Genomic DNA, 25,508 nt, shown 5'->3' on the forward strand with positions numbered 1-25,508 from the left:
CACCCTGTGGCCTGGCTCACTGGCGCAAGGCCCCCCATGCTCGCCGTACTCGGATGGTTCGCAAGCGGAAACCGGGGCCGCGGTCAACCCGCTCGTCTTGCCCTCCGCGTGCCCCGTCTCGCGCATATGCCCTGCACCAAGGGCCCGTCTGCGCCGCGGTCAGATGCCCCCGGCCGGAATGGTCCCCAGTCGCCCCGCCTGGAAGTCGTCGAACGCCTGGGACAGTTCGGCGTGGCTGTTCATGACGAACGGGCCGTAGTGAGCCATCGGCTCGCGGATCGGGAGGCCGCCCAGCAGGACCACCTCGAAGTTCGCGCTGCGCGTGTCCTGCGCCGCGTCCGCACGGATCGTCAGCGAATCGCCATCACCGAAGACGACCGACTGACCCATCCGGAACGGACGGCGCTCGGCTCCGGCCGCGCCACTGCCCGCGAGGCCGTACGCGAGCGCGTTGAAGTCGGTTCGCCAGGGCAGGGTGACCTCAGCGCCCGGGTTCACCGACGCGTGGATCATCGTGATCGGGGTGTGCGTGGCACCAGGGCCGGCGTGGCCCGCGACGTCACCCGCGATCAGGCGGATCAGGGCGCCGCCGTCCTGCGAGGCGAGCATCTTCACGGTGCCGCCGCGGATGTCCTGGTACTTCGGCGCGATCATCTTGTCCTTGGCGGGCAGGTTCACCCACAGCTGCAGGCCGTGGAACAGTCCGCCGGACGCGACGAGCGACTCCGGCGGGGTCTCAATGTGCAGGAGGCCGGAGCCCGCCGTCATCCACTGGGTGTCGCCGTCGGTGATGACCCCGCCGCCGCCGTGCGAGTCCCGGTGGATGAAGGTGCCGTCGATGATGTACGTGACGGTCTCGAAGCCGCGGTGCGGGTGCCACGGGGTCCCCTTCGGCTCCCCGGCTCCGTAGTCCACCTCGCCCATCTGGTCCATCATGATGAACGGGTCGAGGTACTGGTAGTTGACGCCGACGAAGGCGCGTCGCACGGGGAATCCCTCACCCTCGAACCCGCTGGGAGCGGTGGTGACGGCCAGCACCTTGCGCGGGACCACCGCCTGCGGCTCGGCCACACGCGGAAGCGTCAACGGGTTCTCAACAGTCACTGCGGGCATGGTCAGGACCTCCTTCTGCTTCGAGTTTAGTTGAAACTCGAACTTTCTGCCACACCCCACAGAACAGCGGAGCCCCGGAGGACATTCCCCCGGGGCTCCGCCCGGCCTGACCTACGGTCACCCGCGCCGGCCTCCCGGCCGAGGACCGTCCGGCAGTCCCAGAGCTCCTGACCGTCCGGACCACCAGCGGCCCGGAAGCGCCATAAGTCCTGATCATCCCCCCACGGCCGTTAGGCACTAAAAGTGTTCAACGCCTGAAAAGATATCCGAGAATTGTCACGACTTCTCGATAAGCTCGCCTCACAAGCGGTCCGACCGGTGAAGACCCGCCTTCTGCTGTTAGCCTCACACGGTTGTAACCGCAAAACAGGGGAGAGTGAATTGCGCAGCAAGAAAATCGTTCAGGGCGGAATATCCGCACTGACCATGGCGGCGTTCGCAGTGGCCATGGCGCCGGGCTCTGCTCAGGCGGCAATCGACTGGGACCACGGGCCGATGCGTGATGGCGGCAGCGCCGCGGCGGCCTACTTCGAGGAGCATGGCGACCATGTGAAGGTCTGCGACACCAAGACCGACGGCAAGAAGGCGTGGGTCAACGTCTTCGACCACATGACCGGCGATTTCCTGTACAGCCTCACCGACACCCAGAACGACGGGAAGTGCAGTTACCGGAGCGCGTCGGACGGCGGCGTGTACAACCTTCCGGAAAACCACAACATTGGCTTCTCGGTCTCGATTGAGCCCTCGGACAATAGGGATTCCGAGTATTACGTGTACTTCAACGACCACTAGTAATGGTGCAGGTTGAGTGACACCGGGCGGGAACGGCGGGGGCCGTTCCCGCCCGGCCGTTCCGCCACGCATCTCGGCCGCCCGGACACGGTCAACCTCGCGGGATCCTCAGCCGTACATGCGGCGCATCGCGAAGTCGACCATCTGCTCGACCGCCTTCGCGTCGAAGACCATGCGGTGGTCGCCCTCCATGTCGAGGACGAAGCCGTAGCCGGTCGGTAGCAGGTCGATCACCTCGGCGCCGGTGATCACGAAGTACTTGGACTCCTTGCCGGCGTACCGGCGCAGTTCCTTGAGCGTGGTGAACATCGGGATGACCGGCTGCTGCGTGTTGTGCAGCGCGAGGAAGCCGGGGGTCTCGCCGCGCGGGCAGTAGACCTTCGAGGTGGCGAAGATCTGCTGGAAGTCCTCGGCGGCGAGCTGCCCGGTGGTGAAGGCCCGTACCGCGTCCGCGAGTGAAGGCGGGGACGGCTCGGGGTACAGCGGCTGCTCGTACCCCGCGCCGGGCATCTGCTGCTGCGGCGGGGCGTACTGCTGCTGGGCACCCGGGTTCTGGTCGTAGCCGTACATGAGGCGAAGCCTACCGAGCCGCCGCCCCGGCCGGAGCCGCCTTGAGTCCGGCGACGAACGGGACCCACGCGGCCGCGCCGATGATGAGCGCGGGCCCGCCGGGCCTCTTGGAGTCCCGTACCGGGACGATCCCGTCCAGGCCGTCGCCGACCTCGACACATAGCCCCTCAGGGGCGGTGCTGTAGCTGCTCTTACGCCAGCGCGCGGCTCCAGGGAAGCCTTCGGCGATCTCGACGCATTCGCCACCGGTGCCGTTGCTGTAGCTGCTCTTGCGCCAGTAGGCGGACGTCAAGTCAATGTCGGTGCTTGCCATGTCGGAAGTCCTCTGCAGCTGCGTCGATCCTCGCCAAGGACGCCTCAGGTGACAGCGCGGCAGCCCTGAGCAGATCGTACGACCTGCGGTACTCCTGGACGAGCGCCGGATAGTCGATGAGTTGCCCGCTGTGCAGGCTCTCGGTGTACACCACGGGGGGCGCATCCCCGAAGGTCATCAACCTGGCCATGCCCATCATGAACGGGTGGGCGGAAGCGGTTTCCGGAACGATCTGCAAAATGGATCGAGTGGTTCTGATTACGTGCGCGATGTGCTCCAACAGTTCGGCCGTCGCCTCTGCGTCAAGCACCGGCCGTCGGATCAGCGACTCATCCAGGATCGCCCAGTACTCCGGAGGGCTCTCCTGTCCGAACAGCCGAGCCCGCGCCATGCGGGCGGTCACCTTTTCCTCAACCTCGCTGTCGAGCGCCCGGGGCATCGCGGCCCGCGTGAGAGCCCGCGCGTATGCGGCCGTCTGCAGCAGCCCCGGCACGAGCATCGGCGCCCAGTCCTCGATCGTCCGGGCGCCCGGCTCCATCTCCGCGACGTCCGCGAAGTACTCCGCGTGCCCCGACTGCTTCGCCTTGCGCGCATCTTCACAGCGGCGCTCGAAAAAGCCGTCCGTCCCCAGCTTCGCGTCCACGTGCCGGGCCAGATCCGGCGGCATCCGGCGCTCGCCGCGCTCGATCTGGCTCAGGAACGGGACGCCCCTGAAGCTGCCGTCCGCCAGCTGCTCCAGCGTGAGCCCGGCCGCCTCCCGCTTGTAGCGCAGCTCGGCGCCGTAGAAGGAGGGGACATTCGCCGACGCGTCGGTGTCCTTACGAGGGGGCACAACAGACCACCGCCATTTGCCACTTGCCCAGCGCAATCCGAAACCCTTCCCACGGTACGCCGACCCGCGCCAGCCTGTGACCAGTTCGTCACAGTCCGCAAAGGAAGCGAAGGCCCCATGAGCGACCACCCCCACGACCGCGAAGCCATCGACGCCCTCAACCAGCTCCGCGCAGCCCTGGCCGCGCACGGCATCGTGCTGCCCTCACTCGACATCCACCTCCCCTCCTACGCCAGTAGCTACGGCACGCCGCCCCTCATCACCCTCGGCAACTGCAACGTGGCCACCGCCCGGCTCCTGGTCACCGCCCTGGCCACGCGGTGAACGCGGCCCTCACCATCCGGCTGCTCGCCGTCCCCAAAGCCGTCCCCCTCCTCCGCCACGCCGTGCGCGAGCACCTCGGGAGCGAGGCCTGTCCCGACGCGGAGCTGTGCGTCAGCGAGCTGCTGAGCAACGTGATCGCGCACCTCGGCGAAGGCACACCCGTCACCCTGCGCATCACCGGAAGGGCAACCCGTACGCGGGTCGAGCTCACCGATCCCGATGCGCGCGAGTGGCCCGTGCCGCGCCAGGCGACGGACACCGACGAATCCGGGCGTGGGCTGGCCCTGCTCGATGCCGTCGCCCTGCGCTGGGGTGTCCGGCAGGAACCCGACGGCAAGACGGTCTGGTGCGAGCTTTGACCCTGGTCACAGTCGGCCCGGAAGGGTTGCCGTTATTACCCGTGGGTAGCATCATGTTGTTACCGATTGGTATTGCACGAGGAAACCGTCTCACCGAGCCTTAACGGAGCCGTCGCCATGGGGCACTACAAGTCGAATCTCCGCGACATCGAGTTCAACCTCTTCGAGGTGCTCGGACGCGACAAGCTGTACGGCACCGGACCGTTCGGTGAGATGGACACGGAGACCGCCAAGAGCGTGCTGTCCGAGCTGGCCCGCCTCGCCGAGAACGAGCTGGCCGCCTCCTTCGAGGACGCCGACCGCAACCCGCCGGTCTTCGACCCGGCCACCAACACCGCGCCGGTCCCGGCCTCCTTCAAGAAGAGCTACCAGGCCTTCATGGACTCCGAGTACTGGCGCCTGGGCCTGCCCGAGGAGATCGGCGGCACCACCTCGCCCCGCTCCCTCATCTGGGCGTACGCGGAGCTGCTGCTCGGCGCGAACCCGGCCGTCTGGATGTACTCCTCCGGCCCGGCCTTCGCCGGCGTCCTGTGGGAAGAGGGCAACGAGGCGCAGAAGAAGATCGCCGAGATCGCCGTGGAGAAGCAGTGGGGCTCGACCATGGTCCTCACCGAGCCGGACGCCGGCTCGGACGTCGGCGCCGGCCGCACCAAGGCGATCCAGCAGGCCGACGGCTCCTGGCACATCGAGGGCGTGAAGCGCTTCATCACGTCCGGTGAGCACGACATGTCGGAGAACATCCTCCACTACGTCCTCGCCCGCCCCGAGGGCCACGGCCCCGGCACCAAGGGCCTGTCCCTCTTCCTCGTACCGAAGTTCCACTTCGACTGGGAGACCGGCGAGCTGGGCGAGCGCAACGGCGTCTACGCCACGAACGTCGAGCACAAGATGGGCCTCAAGGCCTCCAACACGTGTGAGATGACCTTCGGCGACCAGCACCCCGCCAAGGGCTGGCTGATCGGTGACAAGCACGACGGCATCCGCCAGATGTTCATGATCATCGAGTTCGCCCGCATGATGGTCGGCACGAAGGCCATCGCCACCCTCTCGACCGGCTACCTGAACGCGCTGGAGTACGCCAAGGAGCGCGTGCAGGGCCCGGACCTGGCGAACTTCATGGACAAGGCCGCCCCCAAGGTCACCATCACGCACCACCCCGACGTGCGCCGCTCGCTCATGACGCAGAAGGCGTACGCCGAGGGCATGCGCGCCCTCGTCCTGTACACCGCCTCCGTCCAGGACGAGATCCAGCTCAAGCAGGCCGCGGGCGAGGACGCCTCCGCGCTGGTCGGCCTGAACGACCTGCTCCTGCCGATCGTGAAGGGCTACGGCTCGGAGAAGTCCTACGAGCTGCTCGCCCAGTCCCTGCAGACCTTCGGCGGCTCCGGCTACCTGCAGGAGTACCCGATCGAGCAGTACATCCGCGACGCCAAGATCGACACGCTGTACGAGGGCACCACGGCCATCCAGGGTCAGGACTTCTTCTTGCGGAAGATCGTCCGCGACCAGGGTGCTTCGCTGAACGTCCTCTCCGAGACGATCAAGAAGTTCCTGGCCGAGGCCGTCGGCGGCGAAGAACTGGCCGGCGCCCGGGACGCGCTCGCCAAGGCCGCCGTCGACCTGGAGGCCATCGTCGGCCAGATGATCGTCGACCTCACCGCCACCGGCGAGGACGTCAAGAACATCTACAAGGTCGGCCAGAACACCACCCGCCTGCTCATGGCCTCCGGCGACGTCGTCGTCGGATACCTCCTGCTCAAGGGCGCGGCCGTGGCCGCCGAGAAGCTGACGACGGCCTCCCCGAAGGACGTCCCCTTCTACACCGGCAAGATCGCCGCAGCGAAGTTCTTCGCGGCGCAGGTCCTGCCCGGCGTCTCGGTCCAGCGCCAGCTGGCCGAGGCCGTCGACAACTCCCTCATGGAGCTCGACGAGGCCGCCTTCTAGGCCGCGCCCGCACCCGCGCGCACGGTGGCCGGACCCTCCTCGGCGGGGGTCCGGCCACAGTTGTCAGCGGTTCGTGGGACGCTCTTAGACATGAGTCCAATGGAGCAGCACCGCAGCAGGGGGTACTCCGTCCCGACCGGGCGGCCGTACGCCCTCAAGGAGCTGCAGGCGAACATCGGCGCGCTCGGCGACCGCGTCAAGGACCTGTACGACGGCGCGCACCCCGCCGAGTACGACGGAGTGGCCGACGCCCTCTACGTGGCCTTCCAGACGGCCGCCGCCCTGGCACCCGCCAAGAGCTACACCGGCTGCTCCGAGCACCCCAACGGCGCCCTCGATCCCGAAGCGCCCGACGGCTGGGGCCGCTGCCTCATCTGCAACGACCGGCGCCGGCTCGGCCGTCGGCTGCAGGGCGGCCGGGCGGCGAGCGCCTCGTCCGAGCAGCGGCGCCTGGGCTACCCCGTGCCGGAGCCCCCGTACACCCTCGACGGACTGCGCCACCACCTGCGCACCATCGAGGAGCAGCGCTTCCACCTGACGCTCGGCTCACCCGACCAGGACTTCGTCCGCATCGCCGACGACCTCCACCGCGCCTTCATCGTGGCCCGCGAGCTGTCACGGCCGCGCAACGCCTCGGGATGCTCCGAGCACCCCGGCGCACCGATCGACCCGGACGCGCCCCCGGGCGAGGGCTGTATCTTCTGCGCCGGACGCAAGAGACGCGCGCAGCGCTCCGCGCAGATCCCGGAGATGCTCCCGCGCATCCGCCGGGGCGAGCGCAGACAGCTCCAGCGCAGATTCGAGCGCCCGCCGGGCTGAGACGGGCGGGACCGCAGACCACCGACCTCGCGGACCCCCACCTCTCGGCTATCCGCCGCAGTCCGGCCATGGCGAACACGACCGTCGTTAAGGTGAACCACATGAGCTCTCCCGCCCGCTTCGACCGCGGCCACACCGACGATCTGATGACCTTTTTGACGGCCAGTCCGTCGCCGTACCACGCCGTGGCCAATGCGGCCGAGCGGCTGGAAAAGGCAGGCTTCAGGCAGTTGTCGGAAACGGACGCCTGGGATGCGAGCACGGGGGGCAAGTTCGTACTCCGCGGCGGAGCTCTCATCGCCTGGTACGTCCCGGAGGGCGCGGCCGCGCACACCCCGTTCCGGATCGTCGGCGCGCACACCGACTCCCCCAACCTGCGGGTCAAGCCGCTTCCGGACACGGGCTCACAGGGCTGGCGGCAGATCGCCGTCGAGATCTACGGCGGCACCCTGCTCAACACCTGGCTCGACCGGGACCTGGGCCTCGCCGGGCGGCTGACCCTGCGGGACGGCAGCGAGCGCCTGGTGAACGTGGACCGCGCACTGCTGCGCGTCCCCCAACTCGCGGTCCACCTGGACCGGTCGGTGAACACCGACGGCCTCAAGCTGGACAAGCAGCGGCACATGCAGCCGATCTGGGGCCTGGGCGAGGTCCAGGAGGGTGACCTGATCGCCTTCCTGGAGGAGGAAGAGGGCCTGCCCCAGGGCTCGGTGGCCGGATGGGACCTGATGGTCCACTCCATTGAGCCGCCCGCCTACCTGGGCCGCGACCGCGAGCTGGTGGCCGGCCCCCGGATGGACAACCTGCTGTCGGTGCACGCGGGGATCGTGGCGCTGGCCGCCGTGTCCACGGCCGAACAGCTCGACCACATCCCGGTCCTGGCCGCCTTCGACCACGAGGAGAACGGCTCCCAGTCGGACACCGGCGCCGACGGCCCCCTGCTGGGGAACGTGCTGGAACGTTCAGTCTTCTCGCGCGGCGGCTCGTACGAGGACCGGGCCCGGGCCTTCGCGGGCACCATCTGCCTGTCCTCCGACACCGGCCACGCCGTGCACCCCAACTACGCGGAGCGCCACGACCCCTCGCACCACCCGCGCGCCAACGGCGGCCCGATCCTGAAGGTCAACGTCAACCAGCGGTACGCGACGGACGGCAGCGGGCGCGCGGTGTTCGCCGCCGCGTGCGAGCGGGCCGGCGTGCCCTGGCAGTCCTTCGTCTCCAACAACTCGATGCCCTGCGGCACGACGATCGGCCCGATCACGGCCGCCCGCCACGGCATCCAGACCGTGGACATCGGCGTCGCGATCCTCTCGATGCACAGCGCCCGCGAACTGTGCGGCGCGGACGACCCGTTCCTCCTGGCGAACGCCCTGGTCGCGTTCCTGGAGGGCTGAGGCCCACTGAGCGCCGCGCACTGAGCCCCGCCCGGGGATTTTGGGAGTTCCCTGGGCGGGGCTCGGGCGTACTGCGGCTCCTCGCGGCCCTCGCGCCCCTGCCGCTACTCGGCGTCGAGTCCGGCGAGCACCAGCGGGAGCCGGGCGGCGCCGTCGGCGGTGACCGTCACCGGAACCCCCCAGTCCTGCTGGTGGACATGGCAGGCCGGGTACTCGTTGGACGGGTCGTCGTCGCAGGACGCCGCCATCGCCGAGACGTGCAGGACCCCCTCGGTGAGGTCCGGGTTCAGCGCCAGCTCGCGGAACAGGTCGGTCCCCGCGCCCTCGCCGGCCGCCAGCAGTTCCGGCGGTGTCGAGGAGACCAGCAGCCGGGTGGAGGGCCCGTACCGGGTGTCCAGCTTCTGGCCGCTGGGCGCCTGGAAGACCACGTCCAGCCGGAGCGTGCCGGGCGCCACCTCGGTCGCGGCCCGCTGCGTCCGGTGCGCCACGGACTCGACGCGCACCGCCTCCTCCGGCAGCCGCAGCCGGGTCAGTCGGTGCCGGGCGGACTCGACGACCACGATGTCCTCGCCGGCCAGCACCGCGTCGCTCGGCTCGCGCAGATCGGTCGCGAGCGTCGAGACCTCCCCGGTGGCGGGGTCGTAGCGGCGCAGCGCGTGGTTGTACGTGTCGCACACCGCGACCGAGCCGTCCGGCAGCGCGGTGACGCCGAGCGGGTGCTGGAGCAGGGCCTGGCCCGCCTCGCCGTCCCGGTGCCCGAAGTCGAACAGACCGGTGCCGACGGCCGTCCGGATCACGTACCCGTCGGGCGTGGCCTCCACGTACCGCAGGGCGCTGTTCTCCGAGTCGGCGATCCACAGCCGGTCCCCGGCCGCCGCCAGCCCCGACGGCTGGGCGAGCCACGCCTCGGCGGCGGGCCCGTCGTGCAGGCCCTCACTGGTCGTCCCGGCCGCGGCCCCGACCGTCCCGGCCTCGGGATCCCAGGTCCACAGCTGGTGGACGCCGGCCATCGCGATCCACACCTTGCCCTGCCACCAGGCCACGTCCCACGGCGAGGAGAGGTCCACCTCCAGCGCCGGCCCAGAGGCCGGCGAGCCCTGCCACCACTGCCGCCCCGTCCCGGCGACGGTCTCGACGCGGCCGGTCCGCGGGTCGTACGTACGCAGGGCGTGATTGACGGTGTCCGCGACCACCACCCGCCCGTCGGGCAGCAGCGCCAGCCCCTGCGGCTCGCTGAACCCGTCGGCGCCGAACCCGCGCTCCCCGCTGCCGATCCGCCGTATGACGCTCTCCCCGTCGGCGGCCAGCTCCACGAGCTGGTGCCGCGACGAGTCCGACACCAGGAGGTTCCCGCTCGGCAGCACGAGCGCCTTCCCGGGGAACCGCAGGTCGCTCGCCACCGGCTCGGGCGCCACGTACGGCCCGTCGCCGCGCCGCAGCGTCCCCTTGGCGGCATGCTCCGCCTCCAGCTCCTGCACGAGCCGCGCGATGGCGTGCGCATGCCCTTCACCGGCGTGCTGCGCGACGATGTACCCCTCGGGGTCGATCACCACGAGCGTGGGCCAGGCCCGTACGGCGTACTGCTTCCAGGTGGCGAGCTCGGGATCGTCCAGCACGGGGTGGTGCACCTCGTACCGCTCCACGGCATCGACGACGGCCGCGTGCTCGGCCTCGTGCACGAACTTCGGCGAGTGCACGCCGATGATCACGACGGTGTCGCGGTGCTTCTCCTCCAGCTCGCGCAGCTCGTCGAGGACGTGCAGGCAGTTGATGCAGCAGAAGGTCCAAAAATCGAGAACCACAATCCGTCCTCGCAGGTCAGCGAGGGTGTACGGAGTACCACCGGTGTTCAGCCAGCCCCCCTTCCCGACCAGCTCGGGGGCACGGACACGGGCACGTCGGGGCGCGGGCGCGGGGGTGTGCGCCGGGGCGGCATCGTTCATGGTTCAAGAGTGCCATCCCCGGACATGTGCACCCGCGGGGGTGACGACGGAGAGGACGGTACGACGGAGACGACGAGGGCAGGAGCCTGGCAGCCGGGTCTGACATCAGGCCAGGAAGCCGTGGAGGGACCGGACGAGCGCCGCGACGAAGCTGTCCTGGACGTCCGCCGGGAGCAGGTCCAGGGAGAGGTACGGGTTCAAGTCCTCCAGCTCCACCAGCAGGAGTTCGCCGGAGGGCGCGCGGCAGGCGTCCACGCGCTGGATGCCGTGGGCGAGGGTGTTCCACGCGATGAAGGCGCGCGCGAAGGCCAGGTCCGCCTCGGTCGGTGCGTAGGGCCGGAGGTCCCAGCGGCGGGCCGGGTCCGGGGCGTAGAGGGCGTACTGGAAGGCGTCGTCCACGAAGTAGAAGGAGACCTCGTAAGCGAAGTCGATGCGCGGCTGGATGAGGTTCTGCCCCGCCGGGCCGTCCGGGTGCGCGGTGAAGGTGAGGCCGATGGAGTCCGCGCCCTGCTTGGGCTTGACGGCGTACTGCGGCACCCGCGGCAGCTCCGGCAGTCGCGCCGGGTCGTCGATGGTCGGGATGACCGGGTAGCCGGCGGCCGTCAGGTCGAGCAGGTACTGCTTGCCCGCCATGTCGCCGCGGCCGGTCAGCGGGTTGTAGACGGGGGTCCCGGCGGCGAGGGCGGCCGCGCGGAAGGCGTCGTAGGCCTGCTGGTAGTGCAGGACCGGGCCGGTGTTGCGGACGATCACCGCGTCGAAGCCGGGCATCAGGGCCCGTGCGTCGCCGGGGTGGCACAGGGCCAGGTCGAAGTGGGTGCGTAGCCGCGAGGTGAGGAATATGTCCTCGTCGCAGTAGCGGCGGCCGCGCGCCGGGTACGCCAGGTCGGTCACGAAGAGCAGAGGCATGACGGCAACCTATCGCGGGCAACGATCAGCGCATGAAATACCTCGTACGGGACAAAATGCTGGCCATCGGGGACGACTACTGGATCGAGGACGAGGACGGACGCCACGCCTTCCTCGTCGACGGGAAGGCGCTGCGCGTCCGGGACACGCTGGAGCTGAAGGATCCGGACGGGCGGATCCTGATCACCCTGCGGGAGAAGGCGTTCAGCTTCCGCGACGCGATGACCCTGGAACGGGACGACCGCCGGCTCGCGGTGATCCGCAAGAAGCGGCTCTCGCTGCTGCGCAACCACTTCCGCGTGAGCCTGGTCGAGGGCACCGAGCTCGACGTCAGCGGGCGGATCCTGGACCGGGAGTTCAAGGTCGAGCACGAGGGCGAGCTGCTCGCGTTGATCTCGCGGCAGTGGTACCGGATCCGCGAGACGTACGCGGTCGACGTGATCCGGGAGGACGCGGACGCGGCGCTGCTGATCGCGGTCGCGGTGTGTGTGCTCCGGATGGCCGAGAAGGAGCGGGAGGAGGCCTCCTCCTAGATGATCGATTCCAAGGGATAGCTGCGCGGATGCAGGTTCCCGTTTCTGGTGGCGGATGCCCCATTGGGGTGGCGGCGCGATGGCGGATACGCCACCGAAGCGGGGATGCGAGGCGGTTGCCCTCAGCAGTTCAGCGTGAACGAGGCTTCCCCGTGGGATCGGCCGTTGACCTGGAGCTGCACCAGATGGACACCCGGGTGGTAGCGCCGCGTGCTGATCGGCTTGAAGGAGTGTCTGCGTGTCGCGCGCCACGTCTCGCCGGGAGCCAGGGACCGCGTGGTGAGTTTGAAGACCTTGGGGGTACGGGTCCCGTTGGCTTTCATATGGAGGACGACGTAGTCGACGACGAGGTGAGCGGTCTGATCGTGAGTGTTGGTCACCGAGTAGTCGAACAGCAGATGGTCGCCGACCCGGATCTCTGAAGCGTGGACGTGCGGGCCCTCGACAACGACAGGACTGTCCGGGGAGTGGCCGAGCAGCGTAAGGGCCCCGGCGTGGCCGGACTTGATCAGGGTCCGCAGGCCGTGCCGTACCAACCGGGTCGTCGTCGGTGCCGGGTCGCTCAGCCAGCGCGCCGCGACACCAGCGGCGATGTCAGGGTGGTCACGGCTGATGTCGTTGAGGTGGTTGGCCACTGATCTGCGGACGTACTCGGAGTCATCCCGGTACAGCGCGTCGAGCAGGGGCAGCGCGGGTGTCGGATCCGCGATCAGCTCCGGAAGCTGGGGCGCCCAGGGCAGTCTTGGCCGCGTGCCCTCACTGGCCAGTCGGCGTACGTGGAGGTCGGGATGCGCGGTCCACGGCGTCATGACCCGGAGCGCGCGTTCCAGGTCGGCACGGAGGAAGGGCCGGACGGCGGTCTCCGCGGTCAGGCGCGGGGTGAGTTCTGCCAGCAGGGCGAGCGCCGGTTCGAAGGCGTCTTGGCCCCGTACGGCGACGGCCTCGGTGACAGGGAAGATCATCCATCCGGTGAAATCGCCGTCCCGCAGTGCGGCGCGCAACACGTTCGCGAAGGCCGGGTAGTCCGCCGGAAGATCAGCCAGGACGGCATCTCTGATCAGGGCGACACGCTCGGTGAAGCTCAGCCCGTCCAGGACGGCGCCGCACCCCCGGGTCTCAGCCGCCGTGATCCCGTCACCGGCTCGCGTAAGGCATCGGGCGAGGTCGGCGACGGTGTCCGCGCTGAGTAGTTCGTCTGCCGAGGGCACAGCGTCATTCTCCTTGATCTCGGGGGCTATGCGGTGTGCAGTACTTGAGCGTGCCGCATCTCGTGCACTGTGCCGATTCGGCTGAAGAAGCCCTGCGCCCGGGGGTCGGTCGGCATTTCCTTGGCCGCGCGCTCGGCGACGGCGGCGGACGACCAGATGATGAAGTCCAGGACGGTGCCGTCGTCGAACTGGGCGAGGTGGGCGCCCTGAAAGCCGTCGCCGTAGCGCTCCTTGAGTAGTTCGACGAGCTGCTCCCGGTGGGCGGTGAGGGCGGCGGGGTCGTCGGTGTCGAACCTGACGTACTCGATGGTTGTGCTCATGGCATCACCCTTCGTCGACCACGTGACTCACGGAGTTGGCGGATCAAATCCGTGAGCTGAAGTTATCACGGGTTCGCTGACCTGAATCCAGTAGATTGAGGGGCATGACCATCCGGGACCTGCAGGAAATGCCGTGGATCGGCGAGGACCCGGTCCTCGACCTGGCCAACACCGTCGTCGTTGGCGCAGGCCCGGGGCGCGGCGACGTTGACTTCCTCGCCGATCGGGACCTCACCAGGCGATGGCGCGCCCGCGCCGCCGACCGCAGATTGGCCGCCCTCCCCTTGGAGGAGCTGGAGCGGCTGCGTGGGCTGGTCCGTGACGCGCTGGACGCGACGGCCGGACAGCGGCCGCTCCCCGACAGCCTGCGGACCCGCCTGAACGAACTGGCCTCGTCCGCCCCCGTCGTCTTCCGGATGACCGGCGACGGCCTGTTGGCACAGCGGGAACAGGGTGGCGGCGCCGACGCCGTCATCGCCCGCGAGACGCTCGTCCTGGCCGCGGGTCCAGACCGTCAGCGGGTGCGGCGCTGCCACGCCCCCAGTTGCGGCATGTTCTTCCTGGCCAGGCGCCGTGACCAGGCATGGTGTTCCCTCGGCTGCGGCAACCGGGCGAGGTCCACCCGGCGCCAGCCCCGAGAAACGGGAACCCACAGCTGATGAGACAAGGAAACCCAAAGTCAGGTTGTGACACCAGACTTGGACTCCCTCGCGACGGCACTCTATGCGGAGACCGACGACCTGCTGAAGGGTTCGCCGCAGCTTGCTCCGTGGCGGCCGGCGGTGGGTATCGCCCCGAAGCTCACCGACGCCGAGCTGGTCACGCTCGCGATGATGCAGGCCATGCTCGGCTTCCTCGCGCTGACCGCAGCGATCTGGCACAACGACTACATGGGACAGCCCGTCCTGCGCTCACTGACCGCCTATGACCACTGACCCCTTGGAATCGATCATCTAGTACGCCGACCCGGCCGGGCGGGTGAGTGAGCGGGCGAGTGGGCGAGTCGGCGACCGGCCTGGCGAGCGAGCGGGCGAGCCGCCGGGCCGGTCGTCCGCGCCGCCGCGCTAGCGGCCCAGGCGGCGGTCCTTGAGGGCCGGGAACTGCTCGCGGGTCTCGGCCACCTTCGCCGGGTCCAGGTCCACGGTGAGGACGTCCTCGCCGGGGCCCGCCTCCGCCAGAACCTCGCCCCAGGGGTCCACCACCAGGCTGTGCCCGGCCTGTTCGACGCCCGCGTGGGTGCCGGCCAGGCCGCACGCCAGGACGTACGACTGGTCCTCCACGGCGCGCGCCTTGCTGAGCAGGGTCCAGTGGGAGCGGCGGCGCTCGGGCCAGCCCGCCGCGACGACCATCGTCGTGGCCCCGGCGTCGACCAGGCCGCGGAACAGTTCCGGGAACCGCAGGTCGTAGCAGGTGGCGATGCCGAGGGTCTGTTCCGGCAGGGCCACGGTGGTCAGGGAGTCACCGGCCGACATGAGCACCGCCTCGCCCTGGTCGAAGCCGAAGCGGTGGATCTTGCGGTAGGTGGCGGCCAGCTCGCCCGCCGGGGAGAGCACCAGAGCGGTGTTGTAGAGCGAGCCGTCACCCGCGCGCTCCACGATCGAGCCCGCGTGCAACCAGACGCCGGCGTCGCGCGCCGCCTTGGACATGGCCTGGTAGGTCGGCCCGTCGAGCGGTTCGGCCTCGGTCTCGAACTGCTCGTAGGCGAAGGCGCCGACGGTCCACAGTTCGGGCAGGACCACCAGGTCGGAGCCGCTCTGTTCCCGTACGAGACCGGCCACTCGGGACCGCCGGGAAAGGACCGACTCCCCCTCATTCACTGCGATTTGGATCAGCGAGGCGCGCACACTACCACCGTCCTGGCATTCAAGCCGTCCACTCGGGCCTACGATCGTCACACGAAAGCACTGCCGGGGTGCTCACCGGCAGCGTAGTTTTGGGAGCGGAGTCCAATGTCCAAGGCTTCCAGAACGCGCCACTGAACAGCACCGCGAGGGGTCCCCTTGACCGTCCATCCCAGCCTTCAGCCCTATGCCGACGCGTGGACGCACTCCATTGAGGCGATATCCGAACTGGTCCTCCCGCTGCCGGAGGGCGAGTGGAACCGGGCCACCCCGTGCCCGGGCTGGTCGGTCCGTGACGTCGTGTCGCACATCATCGGCATCGAGTGCGAGCAGCTCGGGGACCCGCGGCCGATCCACACCGTGGCGAGGGACCTGCGGCACGTGGTGGACGAGTTCAGCCGGTACATGGAAGTGCAGGTCGACGTACGACGTCACCACACGGCACCCGAGATGACCGCGGAGCTGGAGTACACCGTCATCCGGCGCATGCGGCAGCTGCGCAACGAGAAGCGGGATCCGGCCACGATGGTGCGGGGGCCGCTCGGCGATCAGGTCACGCTGGAGCACGCGCTGCGGCTGCGGGCGTTCGACGTGTGGATCCACGAGCAGGACCTGCGGGCGGCGCTGGGCGTACCCGGGAACTGGGATTCGCCGGCCGCGTATGTGGCGCGGGACGTCCTGCTGTCCGGGCTGCCGAAGGTGGTCGCGAAGCGGGCGGGTGCACCGGCGAACTCGGCGGTGGTCGTCGACGTGCACGGGGCACTGGAGTTCATGCGGACGGTACGGGTCGACGCGGAGGGCAAGGGGTCGCTGGACAAGGCGCCGTCGCTGGGGCCGGCGGTGACGCTGACTCTGGACTGGGAGACGTACGTCCGCCTTGCGGCGGGGCGGGTCCGGGCGCATGTCGTGGCCGACCGGGTGAAGGTGGAGGGCGACCCCGCACTGGCGGAGGCCATCCTGACCCACTTCGCGGTCACCCCTTAGCCCGCGGGGCCGCGCCCGCGCCGGGTCCCGGGTCCGGTTGCGGGCGGGTGCCCCGCCCCGGGACCGGGCCGGCCACGCGTGCGGCCCGGCCGCGTCATCGGCGACGCTGCGACGGCGCGGGCCGTGTGCCTGTGCCGTGGGCGTGACGCTTTGGCGACGGCTCCTAGGGCCGGGCCACCGCGGGGCGGGCCGGTTCCGGGGGCGCGGCAGCGGCAGGGGCAGCGGCAGGGGCAGGGGCAGGGGCCCGGAGGGTGCCTTCGCGGGACAGGGCGCGGCCGCGCAGGCGGAGGATCTGGGCGATGCCCACCGCCTGAAGGACGAACACCGTCGAGAACGCCATGCGGTAGTTGTCGCCGGTGGCGTCGAGCAGCACGCCCACCACCAGCAGCGTGGTCATCGACGCGAGGAAGCCGCCCATGTTGGTGATCCCGGAGGCGGTGCCCTGCCGCTCCGCCGGATTCGCCGGTCGCGCGAAGTCGAAGCCGATCATCGACGCCGGACCGCAGGTCCCGAGCACCAGGCACAGCGCGACCAGCAGCCACATCGGCGCCCGGTCCCCCGGGTAGACGAGGACCGCGGCCCACAGGAGGGCCGTCAGCCCGACCGTGCCCAGGGCCAGCGGGATCCGCGACGACTGCCGGCGGCCGACGATCTGGCCGTAGACCAGCCCGAGGGCCATGTTCGAGGCGACGACCAGGGTGAGCAGTCCGCCCGCGGTGGTGCGTGACAGCCCCTGCGCCTCGACCAGGAACGGCATCCCCCACAGCAGCAGGAAGACCATCGCCGGGAACTGCGTCGTGAAGTGGACCCACAGGCCGAGGCGGGTCCCGGGTTCGCGCCAGGATTCGGCGATCTGGCGGCGTACGAAGCCTCCCGCACCTCCCCCGTCCCGCGCCGTGGGCTCGGGAGCGTGGCCCTCGGGGTGGTCCCGCAGGAACAGCACCAGCGGTACGAGGACGATCAGCCCCGCCACCGCGCTCCCCGCGAAGGCCGGCACCCAGCCGACCCCGTGCAGGACGGGGGCCAGCACCAGCGTGGAGACGAGGTTGCCGGCCATGCCGACCAGCCCGGCCAGCTGCGCCATCAGCGGCCCTTGCCGGGCCGGGAACCACCGGGTGCCCAGCCGCAGCACCGATATGAAGGTCAGCGCGTCGCCGCAGCCCAGCAGGGCGCGTGCGGCGAGGGCCATCCCGTACGAGGGGGAGAGCGCGAAGCCGAGCTGCCCGGCGGTGAAGAGCACCGCTCCCAGCGTCAGCACCTTCTTGGTGCCGAGCCGGTCCACCATCAGCCCCACCGGTATCTGCATCCCGGCGTACACCAGGAGCTGGAGCAGCGAGAAGGTCGCCAGCGCCGAGGCGTTGACGTGGAAGCGGTCGGCGGCGTCGAGTCCGGCCACGCCCAGGCTGGTACGGAAGATCACCGCCACGAAGTAGACGGCGACGCCGATGCTCCAGACGGCGACGGCCTTCCGGCCGCCCGGCGGGTCTTTGGCCAGGGTGGTGGTCACGGACGGGTGCGCGGTCACGGGTCCGCTCACGGGCGCGGTCACGGGTCCGGTCACCGGCCCGGCCCCCGCACGAGCGCCTCGACCCGCCCGATGTGCCCGCGCACCGCCGCGGCCGCCGTCTCCGCGTCACCCGCGCGCAGGGCGTCCAGGATCTCGGCGTGCTCGGCCAGCGTCCGCTCCACCCGGTCGGGATGGGAGTGCAGCAGGGCCACGCCCATCCGCAGCTGGCGGTCGCGGAGTTGGTCGTAGAGCCGGCACAGGATCTGGTTGCCGGCGCTGCGCACGATCTCCGCGTGGAAGCCGCGGTCGGCGGCCATCATCGCGGCGAGGTCGCCCTCGGCGGCGTACCGGCGCTGTTCCTCGACCAGGGCGGTGAGCCGGTCCAGCAGGCCGGGTGGCGCCGGCACGGCTCTGCGTACGGTGAACTCCTCGACCAGCAGCCTGGTTTCGAGCACGTCGGTGATCTCCTGCGCGGAGACCGCCAGGACCAGCGCGCCCTTCTTCGGGTACAGCTTCAGCAGCCCCTCGGTCTCCAGGCGCAGCAGCGCCTCGCGGACCGGCGTACGGGACACCCCTACGGCCTCGGCGAGTTCGCCCTCGGTGAGGAGGACGCCGCCTTCGTAGCGGCGGTCGAGGACGCCTTGCTTGACGTGCCGGTAGACGCGGTCGGCGGCGGTCACGGTACTGGTCGGGGCCGGGGTCGGGCCCGTGGTCGGGGCTGGCATGCGTACAGCATAGATACAACAGGGGTGCAAGCCCGGGCCTCGTCCAGGATGTGAAACACCGACGGTCGCCGCCGGCCCCGCCACGACTGCGACGACCACGGATCCGACGACCAGGGCTCCGACCGTCACCGCTCCGACCTCCCGGCTCCGGACCTCCTGGCTCCCCACTGCATCGAAGGATGTACCGGGCGTTCGTCCACGCGCACGACGTACTCCGTCCCGCCCGCCGGGACCCTGAAGTCATGGCCGACACCCTCCTCACCCCGATCGCGACCGCGAAGGCGGCCCGCCTCCCCCTCCTCGACGTCCTGCGCGGCGCCGCCATCCTCGGCACGCTCATGACCAACGTCTGGATCTTCGCCTCCCCCGGCTCCGAGTGGGGCGTGCTCCAGGGCGGCCTCGCGCTCCCGGACCCTCTCGCCGACCCCTCCCCCGCGACCGTCGCGGAGAGCGTCTTCCGCTTCCTCGCGGACGGCAAGTTCCTGGCGCTGCTGACGATCCTGTTCGGGGTGGGCCTGGCCATCCAGTACGACTCCGCCGCGCGCCGCGGCAACCCATGGCCCGGCCGCTACTGGCTGCGCGCCGCCTTCCTCTTCGTGGAAGGCACCGTCCACTTCCTCCTCGTCTTCGCCTGGGACGTGCTGATGGGGTACGCCGTCACCGCGCTCCTCGTCGCCTGGCTGCTGGCCCGCTCCGAGAAGGTCCGGCGGCGCGCGATGTGGACGGCCGGCGGGGTGCACCTGGCCCTGGTCGCCCTGTTGACGTTCGCCGCGCTGAGCAGCGCGTCCGGCACCGCTCCGCAGGCCCCCGACGAAGCGGCCGTCGAGCTGTACGCCCACGGCGGCTACCCCGCCCAGATCGCCTTCCGGGTCGACCACTTCCTCGCCCTGCGCGTCGAGCCCGTCTTCTCCTTCGGGCTGCTCGTCTTCCTCTTCCTCCTCGGCGTCCGGCTCCACCGCGCGGGCGCCTTCACCGCGACGGGCGAGGGCCGGCGCCTGCGGGCCCGGATGGCCGCCTGGGGTCTCGGCCTCGGGCTGCCGCTCAATGCCGCGACCGCCCTCGGCGGCGACGACTTCTTCCTGCTGGGCCGCTACGGCGCCGCGCCGCTGCTCGCCGTCGGCTACATCGGCCTGATCGGGATCGCCCTCGACCGGCTGTGGGTCCCCGAGCCGGTGGTCACGGCCCTCGGCTCCGTCGGCCGCGCCGCCCTGTCCTGCTACGTCGCACAGAACCTGCTCTGCATGCTGCTGTGCTACGGCATCGGGCTGGGCCTGACCGGCCGCCTGGCCGGCACCGCCGCCGGCCCTTGGTGGGTGATGGGCCTGTGGGCCGCCGTGAGCCTGGCCCTGACGGCCGGCTCCTGGCTCTGGCTGCGCCGCTTCGACCGCGGGCCGCTGGAATCCGTACAGCACTTCGCGCTCAGGCCGCGCCGGTCACGGTGACGCCGGCCGGGCGGGGCCCACGGAGCCGATGACCGGTCCCTCGTGCCAGCCCGCGCCTCCCCCGGGCTCCGTCCGGGAGGCGACCCCGCGCCAGTAGTGCTGGAGCAGGTGGTCGGTACGCAGGACGACGACTTCCAGGTTGAACCCGAAGCTGCTCTGGAGCATCCCGGTGACCGCGAGTGCGTCGTGTCCGAAGACCGCTCCCCGGCTCCAGGCCGAGCCGCTCGCGTTGCCGCGCCACCAGTGCTCGACCCGCCCTCCCGCGACGGCCACGCACAGCTCGTAGTTCCCGGCGGTGTCCTCGTCCCGGGCCCCGTACTGCGCCTCGATCAGGCAGGGCGCGGAGGTGGCGCCACTGCCGAAGACCTCCCCCGCGTGCCAGGTGAAGCCGTTCGCGTCGTCGCGCCACCACAGCTGCATGCGGCCGTCGGTGCGGGCGGCGACGAGGTCGAGGCGGCGGCCGCGGGTCTGCACGAGGGCGGGCCCGTAGTGGGCGATGCCGGAGGCGAAGCGGCCGCCGTCGTTCCAGGTCCAGGGGGCGCCGTTGATCCGCCACCAGTGGTTCAGGCGGCCGTCGGCGGTCCGGACGACCACCTCGAAGTTGCCCGGCTTGCCGTAGTCGCTCTGGATGAAGGCGGGGGTCGAGCCGACGGCGGCGTCGCCCGGGCCGAAGGCTCCGCCGTCGCGCCAGGCGCCGCCGGACTGCTCGTAGTACCAGTGGCGCAGCCGGCCGCCGGTGGTGACGTGCAGGGACTCCATGTTCCGGTTGTAGGTACTGCCGGTGAAGGCGGGCTGGCCGGAGGCATCGTGGGCGAAGGTGCCGGCGCGGGACCACCGGAAGGGCGCGTCGCCCTCGCGCCACCAGTGCTGGAGGCGGCCGCCGCCGGTCGTGCCGAGCAGTTCGAAGTTGCGGTGGGCGCGGCCGTTGCCGCTCTCGTAGACGTTGCCGGTGTGCAGGCGGCGCTTGCTCCACGGGTCGATGTCGGTACCGCGCAGGCCGCACTTGGCCCAGTGGTCGATGCCGGCCTCGCCGTAGGCGATGCGGCCGTAACCGCCGACGTGGAAGCCCGTCCCCCAGGAGTTCTTGAACAGCCAGCAGCCCGCCGCGTCGTCGTAGCCGACGATCAACACGCACTGGCCGCCCGCCAGTCGGTCGCTGGTGCGGTGGTAAACACCCGAACCGAGGCCGAAGAAGTCGTCGTACACGTCGAAGCAGGCGGTCAGCGGACCGACCGTGTCCAGCCAGATCTTCTGCTGCTCGACGTCGCCGAGCCGTACGGGGTCGGTGATCCGCACGGTGCGGCCCGAGCGGTCCCAGCTCGGCGTGTACTCGGCGCGCCAGGCCTCGCGGCGGTGGGCGGGAAGCGAGGCGGGCGGGGTGTTGTACGGCCAGCAGTCCGGGTCCGCGAGACCGCCGTTCATGCGGATCCAGTCCAGGGCGGTCTCCGGATCCGAGCCCTGCCCGCACGTGGACTTCAGCCCGTCGTGGACGTCCCCCTCCGACCGCTCGGCCCACACGCTGTGCTCGATGCGGGCCATGGACTCCACCAGGGCGGCGGCACAGAAGGCCCAGCTGGAGCCGCAGGGATTCTGGTCCTTCACCTTGGTGATCCACGGCCATCCCCAGCGGTTGCGCCAGTCCACGGCGACGGGCCGGGCGGCCGGGCCGGAGGCGGCCGCCGAGGCCTCCGCGGGGGGCAGCAGCCCGTGCGCGGCCCGGCGCCGGGTCAGGTGCGGATTGGCGCTCTCCCGCCCGATGAGCGCCCGTAGATCGACGAGGCCCACGGCCGCGGCGGGCGTCAGATTCGCCCCCGGCTCCAGACCGAGCGAGGGCCGCGGCAGGGGCTCCTCGTCGGCGAGGTGCTCAAGGACCGACCACCGTGCCCCGCGCGCCACGAGCCGCGCCCGTAACTCCCCCGCCGACTGGACGTGCTCGTCCGGCATACCGGCCCCCCAGCTGCAACCGTTCGGATGCGAGACCCGCGAGCCTCTCCCCGGCGCACGGACCCGTCAAGGGGGGCCGTACGGTCGCGCGGGGGCACGGGGGGCGTGCCGTGTGCCGCCCGGCGACCCAGCGGTGGCCGCCGGGTCTTCCGGCGGCCTTCCGGTACGGAATCCGGGCCGGCCGCGGCGGCTTCACGAAGTCACCGCTACGACCTGGCACTCGGGAGGCCCGGATAGGGTTTCCGCATGGGGACCTGGACCGCGCCGAGCGTCATAGAACGAGAGCTGCACGAGACCCGGGCGCGCGGGGACTGGGCCGCCTTCTTCGACGTCCTCGCGGTCACCGAGCTCTTCATACCGCAGGCCCGCGCCTACCAGGACGCGAACCCCGCCCTCGTGCGGCGGGAGCGCGCGTACTTCCCGCAGGTCCGCGCCGAGGCCTACATCGTCTTCACCGCCGGCATGCTCCCCGTACCCAGCCCGGAGCTGGTCTTCAGCAGCGTGAATCTCGGCTGGTTCGCCGACGGATACCCGGCGGGCGGACCCCCGTACCTCGCCGTCAACCCGGGAACCCCCTTCGAGATCTTCCTCCCCGCCGGCCCCGCCGACCGTGTCACCTGGGCCTTCCACTTCAGCCGGCGGCGGCGACCCGTCGGCCTGGAAGAGCACAAGGTCCACGCCCTGCACATCGGCGGTCCCCTGCACGGCCCCGTGGCCTTCGGGCTGGCCTGCGGCGCGCACCTCTCCGTACGCAACGGGATGTTCTGGAACGCCCTCGCCTACCACGGCCAGGGCTACACCGAGGAGCGCGAGAAGCTGAAGGAGTGGTGGGGCGTCACCACCCGCGAGGAGTGGCTGCTCAGCACCGAACGCCTGCTGACCGCCGACATGGTCAGCCCCGTATGGGAGTTCGCGCTGCGCGTCCGCGGGGCCCTCGCCAGGGACTTCGCGGGGCCGGTGGACATCGAGCACTGGCGGCACGCCACCGAGGCCACCCTCCGCGCCAACGCCGAGCGGGCCGCCGAGCCCCGCATCACGCCCGACGGCGTCACCGTCGCCCAGCCGCGCCCCACCGCCGAAGTCGAGGGGGAGATCGCGGGCATGCAGCGGGTCATCGGCCGCATCGCGCGCTACGAGCAGCGCTTCCGGGCCGACGGGCTGCTCGGCGAGAACAAGCACGTGCGTTCCGTGGAGGCCTGGGACTACGGGCGGGCCTCCCAGATGGCCCGCTGGGGCCTCGGCGCCCGTTTCGGCACCCTCGCGGAGGCCGAGGACGCCGTCGTGCGGGCCGGAAAGGCCTGCCGGCTCGCGTACCGCTCGTGGGAGGACCTGTCCGTCGGCTTCGTCCTCGGGCGCTGCCTGCAGTTCGACGAGGAGGAGCTCGGGCACTGGTACGAGGACATGGCGGCCGTGCACAAGGAGCTGACGACCGACCCAGGCAGCCCCTGGCTCAACCTTCCCTGGACGTGACCGTCCGCGTGGCCGTCCGCATCACCCCCACCGCGCCCCCCGGCCACGCCGCCCGCGCCGCCCGCGCCGCCCGCTGAGACACGGCTAGGGCAGCTGCGGGCGCACCGCCGACCAGGCGTCGACCGCCGCCGTCAACGGGTCGGCGTCCCGCAGGTGGGGGCGTACGAGGGCCGGCCAGGCGAGCAGGTTCTTGATGCGGCGCAGGTGGCGGATGCGGGCGCGCGGGAGATCCCGCCAGGTGCGGGCCTCCGCCAGCGCGGCCTGCGGCGTGAGGTCGATCAGCGCCAGCGCCTCCCGGCACAGGGCCACCGGGTCGCCGCCGCGTTCCGGGCCGAAGCGCTGGATCATGTACGCCCGTACGAAGGCCAGTTCGGCCCCGCGGACCAGATCCGGCGCGTCCTCCGCCTCCGCGCAGCGGTAGGTCGCGGTCAGCGCCACCCGGCCCCAGCGCAGGCGGCTCCCGTCCGGCAGCCCCTCGTCCCGCATCCGTCCCACGGCCAGGACGCGCAGCGTCCGCGGACGGGGCTCGTCCAGCAGCGGCGGGCCGGTGGCCAGCCAGTCCTCCAGCTCCTCCAGCGCATGCCCGTCGGGCGGCACCGAGGTCAGCACCTGCCCCCGGGTGAGCAGCGCGACCACGGGCCCCGTGAGGTGGACCTTCGCGACCTGACCGGCGTCGAAGAAGCCGACGGTCCGCCCGTACCGCTCGATCCGGCGCAGGCCGAGCCGCAACTCCCCCACGGCATAGACCTGTCCGGTGCGCGCCGCCCCGCCGACGCAGCGGACCACGCACACGCCGCCCGTGACGTCGGCCTCCTCGACGGAGTACACCTGCAGTTCGGCGATGGCCACCCCGACCTCCCTCCCGGCCGGAGGCTACCCCGTCACCCCTCGCGACGCGGTCCAGCGTCTGCCGACGGCAGAGGGTGTCCAGCAGCGCGGTCCGGGAGCCGCGGAAGGCGAGCCGCACCGGCCAGTCGGCCGCCCGGACCTCGTCCCCGAGCGCGCGCAGCTCCGCGGGCACCGGGGCCGGGAATACCCGGCTCCGGCCGGGGTCGCAGGACGGCTCGGCGCGGTAACCCGGCCAACCGGCTGCGGGTTCTGGGATGTACGGCTACGGCTACGGCTACTCATCGCACAGTCCCCGAGGGAAAGAACGCCCCTCACGTCCCGGACGGTTCCTCCAGCACCAGGCGGATCTCGCTGACCCGGTAGCCCGCGCGGTCGAAGGCGGCGGCCATCGGGGTGTTGACGGTGTCCGTGGTCGCGGTGATCCGCTCGGCACCCTCGGCCGCGTGGAAGCGGGTGATCTCGCCCAGGATCTCGTCGATCAGGCCCTGGCCGCGCTGCTCCGGTACGACACCCAGGTAGCCGACGTTGCGGTGGTACGGGGTCGCCGAGGGGATCGCCATGCCCGCCAGGGTGCCGTCCGGGAGGTGGGCGAGGCGCCACCAGGAACGCTCGCCGGGGCAGTCGAGGTAGAACTCGATGTCGTCGCGGGCCAGTTGCTCCGCGTCCATCGACCGGAGCTCGGTCCGCGTGTGCAGATCGAGGCTGCCGGCCGACAGCCGGACGAAGGCGTTGAGGAACTCCTCGTCCGTGCCCTCCCGGAAGACGAGCCGGCCGGTGGGCTCGGGGGTCCCGGCGGCCGGCGTCCACTCGTAGCGCAGGCGCTCGATCTCGCGGGTCAGGCCGGTCTTGTACGCCGCCTCCCGGCGCCAGGCGACCGCCCCGGCCATGGCGGGGTCGGCGCGCCAGTCGCGGGGCAGCGAGATGTTGTAGACGGGGAGGGTGCCGAAGGCCTCGTGGCCGGCCGCCATGAGCCCGGCGGCGACGGCGGCCGGGTCGGCCACGGTGGACCGCACCTGGAGGCAGTCGAGCGCGATCGGCCGCTCGCTGTCGGCCCGGCCCCACCACAGGGCGCGGGCCAGGACCTCGCCGTCCGCGTCCTCGGCGAACCAGGTCCACTCGGGGCGGAACTGGTTCCCGGCGAGCTCCTCACGGATCTTCTCGGCCGTCAGAGCGGGGACGGGGCCGTCGGCCGGGTAGGCGAAGGCGCGGTCGAGGCCGGCGGGCTCTGCGGTGGCGGCGCGGAAGAACATCTGGCGATGATCACCTGGGACGCTCTCCCCGGCCACGGGGTTTCGTCCGCGCCAGCGCCACGTGGGGGTGTCCTCCACTGCCGTCCACTGCCCCGTTCCCGTACGGCCGATGGCCGGCCGCCCCGA

Annotated in this window: 25 protein-coding genes and 1 pseudogene; 12 read left to right on the forward strand and 14 right to left on the reverse strand. The window is 71.1% G+C overall.

All coding sequences use genetic code 11. The features are described 5' to 3' along the window. Window positions 1-159 precede the first annotated feature (159 nt). On the reverse strand, window positions 160-1,113 hold the full coding sequence (locus tag ABZX75_RS06645) for a pirin family protein (protein ID WP_355408554.1): 954 nt from the start codon (window positions 1,111-1,113) through the stop codon (window positions 160-162). Window positions 1,114-1,494: 381 nt separating this feature from the next. Between ABZX75_RS06645 and ABZX75_RS06650 the strand changes: the two genes are divergently transcribed. Then, window positions 1,495-1,905 (forward strand): hypothetical protein, encoded by a 411-nt coding sequence (locus tag ABZX75_RS06650; protein WP_355408556.1) that lies wholly within the window; start codon window positions 1,495-1,497, stop codon window positions 1,903-1,905. Between the two features lie 108 nt (window positions 1,906-2,013). On the opposite strand, the gene ABZX75_RS06655 is transcribed toward ABZX75_RS06650, so the two are convergent. The 3 genes from ABZX75_RS06655 to ABZX75_RS06665 are packed head-to-tail and all read right to left on the reverse strand — an operon-like array spanning window position 2,014 to window position 3,620. After that, window positions 2,014-2,475, reverse strand: coding sequence for an SseB family protein (locus ABZX75_RS06655; RefSeq protein WP_355408558.1), 462 nt, complete (start codon window positions 2,473-2,475; stop codon window positions 2,014-2,016). Between the two features lie 10 nt (window positions 2,476-2,485). Then, window positions 2,486-2,788: a DUF397 domain-containing protein gene (locus tag ABZX75_RS06660; protein WP_355408560.1), complete on the reverse strand. Its 303-nt coding sequence runs from the start codon at window positions 2,786-2,788 to the stop codon at window positions 2,486-2,488. Further along, window positions 2,769-3,620: a helix-turn-helix transcriptional regulator gene (locus ABZX75_RS06665; RefSeq protein ID WP_355408562.1), complete on the reverse strand. Its 852-nt coding sequence runs from the start codon at window positions 3,618-3,620 to the stop codon at window positions 2,769-2,771. The genes ABZX75_RS06660 and ABZX75_RS06665 overlap by 20 nt, the downstream gene beginning before the upstream one ends. A gap of 117 nt (window positions 3,621-3,737) precedes the next feature. Between ABZX75_RS06665 and ABZX75_RS06670 the strand changes: the two genes are divergently transcribed. The 5 genes from ABZX75_RS06670 (at window position 3,738) to ABZX75_RS06690 (ending at window position 8,460) form a co-directional block, all read left to right on the forward strand. Then, complete coding sequence (locus ABZX75_RS06670; RefSeq protein WP_355408563.1) at window positions 3,738-3,944, forward strand: hypothetical protein; 207 nt, start codon at window positions 3,738-3,740, stop codon at window positions 3,942-3,944. Next, the gene (locus tag ABZX75_RS06675; RefSeq protein WP_355408565.1) at window positions 3,941-4,303 is read left to right on the forward strand and encodes an ATP-binding protein; all 363 of its coding nucleotides are present in this window, start codon (window positions 3,941-3,943) and stop codon (window positions 4,301-4,303) included. Before ABZX75_RS06670 ends, ABZX75_RS06675 begins: the two co-directional genes overlap by 4 nt. 117 nt (window positions 4,304-4,420) lie before the next feature. Further along, complete coding sequence (locus tag ABZX75_RS06680) at window positions 4,421-6,247, forward strand: acyl-CoA dehydrogenase (RefSeq protein WP_355408567.1); 1,827 nt, start codon at window positions 4,421-4,423, stop codon at window positions 6,245-6,247. A gap of 90 nt (window positions 6,248-6,337) precedes the next feature. Continuing rightward, on the forward strand, window positions 6,338-7,066 hold the full coding sequence (locus ABZX75_RS06685) for a hypothetical protein (RefSeq protein WP_355408569.1): 729 nt from the start codon (window positions 6,338-6,340) through the stop codon (window positions 7,064-7,066). A gap of 101 nt (window positions 7,067-7,167) precedes the next feature. After that, window positions 7,168-8,460 carry a M18 family aminopeptidase gene (locus ABZX75_RS06690; RefSeq protein ID WP_355408571.1) on the forward strand — a complete coding sequence of 431 codons (1,293 nt, stop codon included), beginning with the start codon at window positions 7,168-7,170 and terminating at the stop codon, window positions 8,458-8,460. Between the two features lie 104 nt (window positions 8,461-8,564). On the opposite strand, the gene ABZX75_RS06695 is transcribed toward ABZX75_RS06690, so the two are convergent. Continuing rightward, window positions 8,565-10,403 (reverse strand): NHL domain-containing thioredoxin family protein, encoded by a 1,839-nt coding sequence (locus tag ABZX75_RS06695; RefSeq protein ID WP_355408573.1) that lies wholly within the window; start codon window positions 10,401-10,403, stop codon window positions 8,565-8,567. A gap of 105 nt (window positions 10,404-10,508) precedes the next feature. Next, window positions 10,509-11,309 (reverse strand): hypothetical protein, encoded by an 801-nt coding sequence (locus ABZX75_RS06700; RefSeq protein ID WP_355408575.1) that lies wholly within the window; start codon window positions 11,307-11,309, stop codon window positions 10,509-10,511. Between the two features lie 32 nt (window positions 11,310-11,341). Between ABZX75_RS06700 and ABZX75_RS06705 the strand changes: the two genes are divergently transcribed. Then, window positions 11,342-11,842 carry an LURP-one-related family protein gene (locus ABZX75_RS06705; protein ID WP_355408577.1) on the forward strand — a complete coding sequence of 167 codons (501 nt, stop codon included), beginning with the start codon at window positions 11,342-11,344 and terminating at the stop codon, window positions 11,840-11,842. 122 nt (window positions 11,843-11,964) lie between these two features. Here the strand turns inward: ABZX75_RS06705 and ABZX75_RS06710 are convergent, their stop codons facing one another. Then, window positions 11,965-13,050, reverse strand: coding sequence for a DNA alkylation repair protein (locus ABZX75_RS06710; protein WP_355408579.1), 1,086 nt, complete (start codon window positions 13,048-13,050; stop codon window positions 11,965-11,967). Window positions 13,051-13,076: 26 nt separating this feature from the next. After that, window positions 13,077-13,370 (reverse strand): hypothetical protein, encoded by a 294-nt coding sequence (locus ABZX75_RS06715; RefSeq protein WP_355408581.1) that lies wholly within the window; start codon window positions 13,368-13,370, stop codon window positions 13,077-13,079. Between the two features lie 104 nt (window positions 13,371-13,474). On the opposite strand from ABZX75_RS06715, the gene ABZX75_RS06720 reads away from it, so the two are divergent. Continuing rightward, the gene (locus ABZX75_RS06720; RefSeq protein WP_355408583.1) at window positions 13,475-14,029 is read left to right on the forward strand and encodes an ABATE domain-containing protein; all 555 of its coding nucleotides are present in this window, start codon (window positions 13,475-13,477) and stop codon (window positions 14,027-14,029) included. Between the two features lie 27 nt (window positions 14,030-14,056). Beyond that, window positions 14,057-14,224: pseudogene (locus tag ABZX75_RS06725) on the forward strand (IS982 family transposase); the annotation flags it as partial. A gap of 210 nt (window positions 14,225-14,434) precedes the next feature. On the opposite strand, the gene ABZX75_RS06730 reads toward ABZX75_RS06725, so the two are convergent. Next, window positions 14,435-15,214 (reverse strand): carbon-nitrogen family hydrolase, encoded by a 780-nt coding sequence (locus tag ABZX75_RS06730; protein WP_355408585.1) that lies wholly within the window; start codon window positions 15,212-15,214, stop codon window positions 14,435-14,437. A 156-nt stretch (window positions 15,215-15,370) separates the two neighbouring features. Here ABZX75_RS06730 and ABZX75_RS06735 point away from each other — a divergent pair, with 156 nt between their 5' ends. Then, window positions 15,371-16,195, forward strand: a complete 825-nt coding sequence (locus tag ABZX75_RS06735; protein WP_355408587.1) for a maleylpyruvate isomerase family mycothiol-dependent enzyme — start codon at window positions 15,371-15,373, stop codon at window positions 16,193-16,195. 163 nt (window positions 16,196-16,358) lie between these two features. On the opposite strand, the gene ABZX75_RS06740 is transcribed toward ABZX75_RS06735, so the two are convergent. Together ABZX75_RS06740 and ABZX75_RS06745 are read right to left on the reverse strand one after the other, a co-directional pair. After that, window positions 16,359-17,720, reverse strand: coding sequence for an MFS transporter (locus ABZX75_RS06740; protein WP_355408589.1), 1,362 nt, complete (start codon window positions 17,718-17,720; stop codon window positions 16,359-16,361). Window positions 17,721-17,752: 32 nt separating this feature from the next. Beyond that, window positions 17,753-18,427, reverse strand: coding sequence for a GntR family transcriptional regulator (locus tag ABZX75_RS06745; protein ID WP_355408591.1), 675 nt, complete (start codon window positions 18,425-18,427; stop codon window positions 17,753-17,755). A 242-nt stretch (window positions 18,428-18,669) separates the two neighbouring features. Between ABZX75_RS06745 and ABZX75_RS06750 the strand changes: the two genes are divergently transcribed. Next, complete coding sequence (locus ABZX75_RS06750) at window positions 18,670-19,869, forward strand: DUF418 domain-containing protein (protein WP_355408593.1); 1,200 nt, start codon at window positions 18,670-18,672, stop codon at window positions 19,867-19,869. Here the strand turns inward: ABZX75_RS06750 and ABZX75_RS06755 are convergent. Further along, window positions 19,861-21,813, reverse strand: coding sequence for a C1 family peptidase (locus ABZX75_RS06755; RefSeq protein ID WP_355408595.1), 1,953 nt, complete (start codon window positions 21,811-21,813; stop codon window positions 19,861-19,863). The two genes, ABZX75_RS06750 and ABZX75_RS06755, sit on opposite strands and share 9 nt — an antisense overlap. A 246-nt stretch (window positions 21,814-22,059) precedes the next feature. On the opposite strand from ABZX75_RS06755, the gene ABZX75_RS06760 reads away from it, so the two are divergent. Then, complete coding sequence (locus ABZX75_RS06760; protein ID WP_355408597.1) at window positions 22,060-23,283, forward strand: DUF1266 domain-containing protein; 1,224 nt, start codon at window positions 22,060-22,062, stop codon at window positions 23,281-23,283. Window positions 23,284-23,367: 84 nt separating this feature from the next. Here the strand turns inward: ABZX75_RS06760 and ABZX75_RS06765 are convergent, their stop codons facing one another. Both ABZX75_RS06765 and ABZX75_RS06770 read right to left on the reverse strand, forming a co-directional pair. Then, a complete protein-coding gene (locus tag ABZX75_RS06765) occupies window positions 23,368-24,132 on the reverse strand; it encodes a hypothetical protein (RefSeq protein ID WP_355408599.1) in 765 nt (254 codons plus the stop codon). Window positions 24,133-24,443: 311 nt separating this feature from the next. Beyond that, window positions 24,444-25,382, reverse strand: a complete 939-nt coding sequence (locus tag ABZX75_RS06770; RefSeq protein WP_355408601.1) for a GNAT family N-acetyltransferase — start codon at window positions 25,380-25,382, stop codon at window positions 24,444-24,446. Between the last annotated feature and the right edge of the window lie 126 nt (window positions 25,383-25,508).

Origin of the sequence: Streptomyces sp. NPDC003038, assembly GCF_040611115.1 — a bacterium.
GTDB lineage: Bacteria > Actinomycetota > Actinomycetes > Streptomycetales > Streptomycetaceae > Streptomyces.

Excerpts from the sequence above, each read along its gene's own strand:
- ABZX75_RS06645 (WP_355408554.1), bottom strand. The coding sequence starts at position 1,113 with ATGCCCGCAGTGACTGTTGAGAACCCGTTGACGCTTCCGCGTGTGGCC.
- ABZX75_RS06655 (WP_355408558.1), bottom strand. The coding sequence starts at position 2,475 with ATGTACGGCTACGACCAGAACCCGGGTGCCCAGCAGCAGTACGCCCCG.
- ABZX75_RS06660 (WP_355408560.1), bottom strand. The coding sequence starts at position 2,788 with ATGGCAAGCACCGACATTGACTTGACGTCCGCCTACTGGCGCAAGAGC.
- ABZX75_RS06670 (WP_355408563.1), top strand. The coding sequence starts at position 3,738 with ATGAGCGACCACCCCCACGACCGCGAAGCCATCGACGCCCTCAACCAG.
- ABZX75_RS06680 (WP_355408567.1), top strand. The coding sequence starts at position 4,421 with ATGGGGCACTACAAGTCGAATCTCCGCGACATCGAGTTCAACCTCTTC.
- ABZX75_RS06685 (WP_355408569.1), top strand. The coding sequence starts at position 6,338 with ATGAGTCCAATGGAGCAGCACCGCAGCAGGGGGTACTCCGTCCCGACC.
- ABZX75_RS06690 (WP_355408571.1), top strand. The coding sequence starts at position 7,168 with ATGAGCTCTCCCGCCCGCTTCGACCGCGGCCACACCGACGATCTGATG.
- ABZX75_RS06695 (WP_355408573.1), bottom strand. The coding sequence starts at position 10,403 with ATGAACGATGCCGCCCCGGCGCACACCCCCGCGCCCGCGCCCCGACGT.
- ABZX75_RS06700 (WP_355408575.1), bottom strand. The coding sequence starts at position 11,309 with ATGCCTCTGCTCTTCGTGACCGACCTGGCGTACCCGGCGCGCGGCCGC.
- ABZX75_RS06705 (WP_355408577.1), top strand. The coding sequence starts at position 11,342 with ATGAAATACCTCGTACGGGACAAAATGCTGGCCATCGGGGACGACTAC.
- ABZX75_RS06715 (WP_355408581.1), bottom strand. The coding sequence starts at position 13,370 with ATGAGCACAACCATCGAGTACGTCAGGTTCGACACCGACGACCCCGCC.
- ABZX75_RS06720 (WP_355408583.1), top strand. The coding sequence starts at position 13,475 with ATGACCATCCGGGACCTGCAGGAAATGCCGTGGATCGGCGAGGACCCG.
- ABZX75_RS06745 (WP_355408591.1), bottom strand. The coding sequence starts at position 18,427 with ATGCCAGCCCCGACCACGGGCCCGACCCCGGCCCCGACCAGTACCGTG.
- ABZX75_RS06750 (WP_355408593.1), top strand. The coding sequence starts at position 18,670 with ATGGCCGACACCCTCCTCACCCCGATCGCGACCGCGAAGGCGGCCCGC.
- ABZX75_RS06755 (WP_355408595.1), bottom strand. The coding sequence starts at position 21,813 with ATGCCGGACGAGCACGTCCAGTCGGCGGGGGAGTTACGGGCGCGGCTC.
- ABZX75_RS06760 (WP_355408597.1), top strand. The coding sequence starts at position 22,060 with ATGGGGACCTGGACCGCGCCGAGCGTCATAGAACGAGAGCTGCACGAG.
- ABZX75_RS06770 (WP_355408601.1), bottom strand. The coding sequence starts at position 25,382 with ATGTTCTTCCGCGCCGCCACCGCAGAGCCCGCCGGCCTCGACCGCGCC.